The 4,417-nt window shown below is 45.1% G+C and carries 3 protein-coding genes; all 3 read left to right on the top strand.

What is annotated here, in order from left to right; genetic code table 11:
- The first annotated feature begins 326 nt into the window (after positions 1 to 326).
- The 3 genes from nagA to QTO00_RS15460 all read left to right on the top strand — a co-directional run bounded on the left by nagA (position 327) and on the right by QTO00_RS15460 (position 4,351).
- The gene (gene nagA, locus QTO00_RS15470; protein WP_331425586.1) at positions 327 to 1,463 is read left to right on the top strand and encodes an N-acetylglucosamine-6-phosphate deacetylase; all 1,137 of its coding nucleotides are present in this window, start codon (positions 327 to 329) and stop codon (positions 1,461 to 1,463) included.
- Between the two features lie 2 nt (positions 1,464 to 1,465).
- Positions 1,466 to 2,680, top strand: a complete 1,215-nt coding sequence (gene nagC / locus QTO00_RS15465) for a DNA-binding transcriptional regulator NagC (RefSeq protein WP_331425585.1) — start codon at positions 1,466 to 1,468, stop codon at positions 2,678 to 2,680.
- Positions 2,681 to 2,767: 87 nt separating this feature from the next.
- Positions 2,768 to 4,351: a cation:proton antiporter family protein gene (locus QTO00_RS15460; RefSeq protein ID WP_331425584.1), complete on the top strand. Its 1,584-nt coding sequence runs from the start codon at positions 2,768 to 2,770 to the stop codon at positions 4,349 to 4,351.
- The last annotated feature ends 66 nt before the right edge of the window (positions 4,352 to 4,417 follow it).

The raw sequence follows: 4,417 nt of genomic DNA, 5'->3' as shown, positions 1-4,417 counted from the left end.
GCTAGCGAGATCATAAAACTTATTTTACAATACAAAAAAATAGCATTAATTAAGTGATTTTCGCGTTACTCTTACAGAACAAGTAAGGCCACAATGATTGCCATACCTAGTATTAACGACTAAAGTCAATGCGACGCAAATCACTTGTCAGTGAAGCAGCCACTGGAGTGTTTACACAATTTTGAGAACTCATTTTTTCGTTTGCTAAAGATATTTTGCGATCTAATTGAAGCTCACAAATAAAGTATAGCTAACAACGCACAATTTAAGCTTCAATTACACAACTAAAGGTTTTAAGAATCTAAACTTATAAGGATTAGCTAACCATGTATGCGCTAACTAACTGTAAAATCTATACCAGCAGCGATGTGCTCGCTGATCATGCTGTAGTCATTAACAACAATCTAATTGAATCTGTATGCCCAATATCCGAGCTTCCATCAGGTATTGAGCAACGCGACCTTAACGGCATGAATGTCAGCCCGGGCTTTATCGACCTGCAATTAAACGGTTGTGGCGGTGTAATGCTAAATGACGAAGTAACCGCTGAAACGATGCAGATCATGCATGAAGCTAATCTTAAATCGGGTTGTACAAGCTTTTTACCTACATTGATTACCTCTTCAGATGAAGACATGCGCAAGGCAGTAGCCGCGGCGAGAGAATACCATGACAAGTATGAAAATCAGTCGCTTGGTCTACACCTAGAAGGCCCATACCTCAATGTGATGAAAAAAGGCATTCACAGCGTTGACCATATTCGTCCTTCAGAAGACAGCATGATCGATTTCATGTGTGACAACGCGGACGTAATTGCTAAAGTAACTCTTGCACCTGAACACAATGATCATCACCACATCGAACGCCTAAAAGCCGCAGGTATTGTCGTTTCAATCGGCCATACCAATGCGACCTATGCAGAAGCTCGTAAAGGCTTTGAGTCCGGCATCACCTTCGCTACTCACCTATTCAACGCAATGACACCGATGGCAGGTCGTGAGCCTGGCGTAGTTGGCGCGATTTATGATACCCCTGATGTATATGCAGGTATCATTGCTGACGGCTTCCACGTTGACTATGCAAACATCCGCATCGCTCACAAAATTAAGGGCGAAAAATTAGTATTAGTGACCGATGCCACAGCTCCTGCAGGCGCTGACATGGATTACTTTATTTTTGTTGGTAAGAAAGTATATTACCGAGATGGAAAGTGTGTTGATGAAAATGGCACACTTGGCGGCTCAGCACTCACTATGATTGAGGCAGTACAAAATACAGTTGAGCACGTCGGTATCGCACTGGACGAAGCACTGCGTATGGCTACTCTGTACCCTGCAAAAGCAATAGGTTTGGACGAGAAACTAGGCCGAGTTAAAAAAGGCATGGTGGCTAACCTTACTGTATTTGATCGTGACTTCAATGTTCAGGCGACGGTTGTTAACGGACAATACGAGCAAAATTAAGAATGAATGGCGGACAAATAGGTAACGTAGATTTAGTAAAACAACTAAATAGTGCAGCTGTTTACAGGCTGATCGATCAACAAGGACCTATTTCAAGGATTCAAGTTGCCGATGTTAGCCAACTGGCCCCTGCCAGTGTTACAAAGATCACCCGCCAGCTACTCGAGCGCGGCCTAATCAAGGAGGTCGCGCAACAAGCCTCCACCGGAGGACGTCGAGCAATATCTTTAACAACAGAAGTCGAGCCTTTTCACTCGGTTGCCGTTCGCTTAGGGCGTGACTACCTTCAATTCAGCCTGTACGATTTGGGCGGCAAAGAACTCGCTGCTGATTACCATGAGTTCTTCTACACCACCCAAGAAGAGTTAGTAGAAGGTTTACTCTCTCAACTGAAGCGATTTGTACATAATAACCAAACGCACATCACTCAATTGATCGCGATTGGTATAGCACTACCTGGCCTGGTTAATCCAGAAACAGGCGTAGTCGAATACATTCCACATATTTCTATCGATAACTTAGCCTTAGCCGAACTCATTGAGAACACCTTTCACGTACCATGTTTCGCGGGGAACGATGTGCGCGGTATGGCTCTAGCTGAGCACTACTTTGGCGCAAGTCAAGATTGCCAAGACTCTATTTTAGTCAGCGTTCATCGTGGTACTGGTGCGGGTATCATAGTAAACGGTCAAGTGTTCTTAGGTTACAACCGCAACGTTGGTGAAATCGGCCATATTCAGATAGACCCACTCGGCGAGCAGTGTCAATGCGGTAACTTTGGTTGCTTAGAAACCGTAGCAGCTAACCCTGCCATAGTTGAACGCGTCAATAAACTGATTAAACAAGGGTATGCATCGAGCTTAACTGAGCTAGAAACCATCAGTATTTCTGACGTATGTGAACACGCGAACATGGGTGACGAACTCGCAAAACAGAGTTTAGTTCGCGTAGGTAACCAGCTTGGTAAAGCAATCGCTATCACGATTAACTTGTTCAACCCACAAAAAGTGGTCATTGCAGGTGATATTACTCAATGTGAAGACATTCTGTTCCCAGCGATCCGCCGAAATGTAGAGAACCAGGCGCTGACAACATTCCACACCGGTCTACCTATCGTCACTTCACATATTGATAAGCAACCGACATTGGGAGCGTTTGCTATGATTAAGCGAGCGATGTTAAATGGGGTGTTGTTGCAAAAATTGTTAGAAGATTAATCTTCATTCACCTCTCAGTAACTAATTGAGTTAGAATAACGGGCTACGATATGTAGCCCGTTTTTTTTAGGAAGAAACTGAAAATATATGGAACTGATCTTGATTTCAGCGGCGTTCCTCGCCGGATTTATTGCGCTGAAGTGCGACCTTCCTCCTCTAGTCGGCTTTTTATTGGCTGGATTTGGATTACACGCATTTGGCTTTCAATCCAACGACACTATAGTGACCTTAGCTGATCTGGGTGTCACGCTACTGCTTTTCACTATCGGTTTAAAACTCGATATCAAAACCCTACTCTCAAAAGAGATTTGGACTGGAGCATCCATACACAACCTGCTGTCCACTGCGCTTTTTAGCGTTGCACTGTTCTGTTTCAAATTCTTAGGCGTTGGTTCATTGGCGGCCATGTCTATCGATCAAGTCATCTTACTCGGTTTCGCACTTTCATTTTCCAGTACTGTTTTTGCCGTGAAGTCTCTGCAAGAAAAAGGCGAAATGAACGCCACTTATGGCACCATCGCTATCGGTATACTGGTCATGCAGGACATCTTTGCTGTTGTCTTTCTAACGGCATCGACTGGCAAACTACCGGAGTGGTATGCGATTGGCTTATTCGCACTGCCTTTGCTCAGACCACTGTTTTACAAAATGCTCGACTGGGTGGGCCATGGTGAGATGCTCGTGCTACTAGGAATCTTCTTTGCCTTGGTTGCAGGTGCTGGTTTATTTGAACTAGTAGGAATGAAAGCGGATTTAGGCGCACTAATATTAGGTATGCTACTCGCCGGACACAAAAAGGCGTCTGAGCTTTCTAAGTCCCTATTCAACCTCAAGGAGCTATTCCTAGTCTGCTTCTTCTTAAATATAGGGCTGTCTGCACAGCCAACCTGGTCAGGGTTTGCGCTTGCAATCTTGTTTATGCTGCTATTGCCGCTAAAAGGGATACTCTACTTCACTGTCCTGAATGTGTTTAAGTTCCGCGTACGAACTTCATTACTTGCCTCTCTGTGTCTATTTAACTTCAGTGAATTCGGTCTCATTGTCGGTGGTTTGGCGTTCAAGATGGGGTGGATGAGTAGCGATATCCTCGTCGCCCTCGCTATCGCGGTCTCAATTTCATTTGTGCTGTCAGCGCCACTCAACCGCCACGGACATAAGCTTTATCAGCGCTCTGGACGTTGGCTACGCGAACATGCAGCCGAAAAGCTCAATACCCGAGACCAACTGATTAACCCTGGACATGCTCAAGTTCTGATTCTAGGCATGGGGCGCATCGGCACAGGTGCTTATGATGAGCTGAGAAACCGTTATGGTAAAATAAGCCTTGGCATTGAGGTTCGTGAAGATGCCGCTCATCAACACAAAGCCCATGGCCGCAATGTAATCTCGGGCGATGCAACCGACCCTGACTTTTGGGAACGTATACTCGACGTTGCAAATGTAAAACTTGTCCTACTAGCCATGCCGCATCACCAAGGTAATCAAATCGCCCTTGAGCAACTACGACGTAAAAACTTCCAAGGCCAGATTGCTGCAATCGCTGAGTACCCGGATCAGCTTGACGCACTTATTGAAGGAGGCGTCGATGCCGCCTTTAACATTTATAACGAAGCAGGTAGCGGTTTCGCGCGGCACGTTTGTGAGCAACTAAAGCCAACCTTCAGTAAATAATCCTCCAATCAAGGCAGCAAATCGCTGCCTTTTTTACCTCCAACGAACAAAAAACCACCAATATCT

This window comes from Vibrio sp. M260118 (assembly GCF_036533755.1).
GTDB lineage: Bacteria > Pseudomonadota > Gammaproteobacteria > Enterobacterales > Vibrionaceae > Vibrio.
The sequence above is the reverse complement of the archived record's forward strand: the minus strand, read 5'-3'. Positions and strand labels throughout refer to the sequence as shown.

Coding starts and splice junctions, on each gene's coding strand:
- nagA (WP_331425586.1), top strand. CDS start 327: ATGTATGCGCTAACTAACTGTAAAATCTATACCAGCAGCGATGTGCTC.
- nagC (WP_331425585.1), top strand. CDS start 1,466: ATGAATGGCGGACAAATAGGTAACGTAGATTTAGTAAAACAACTAAAT.
- QTO00_RS15460 (WP_331425584.1), top strand. CDS start 2,768: ATGGAACTGATCTTGATTTCAGCGGCGTTCCTCGCCGGATTTATTGCG.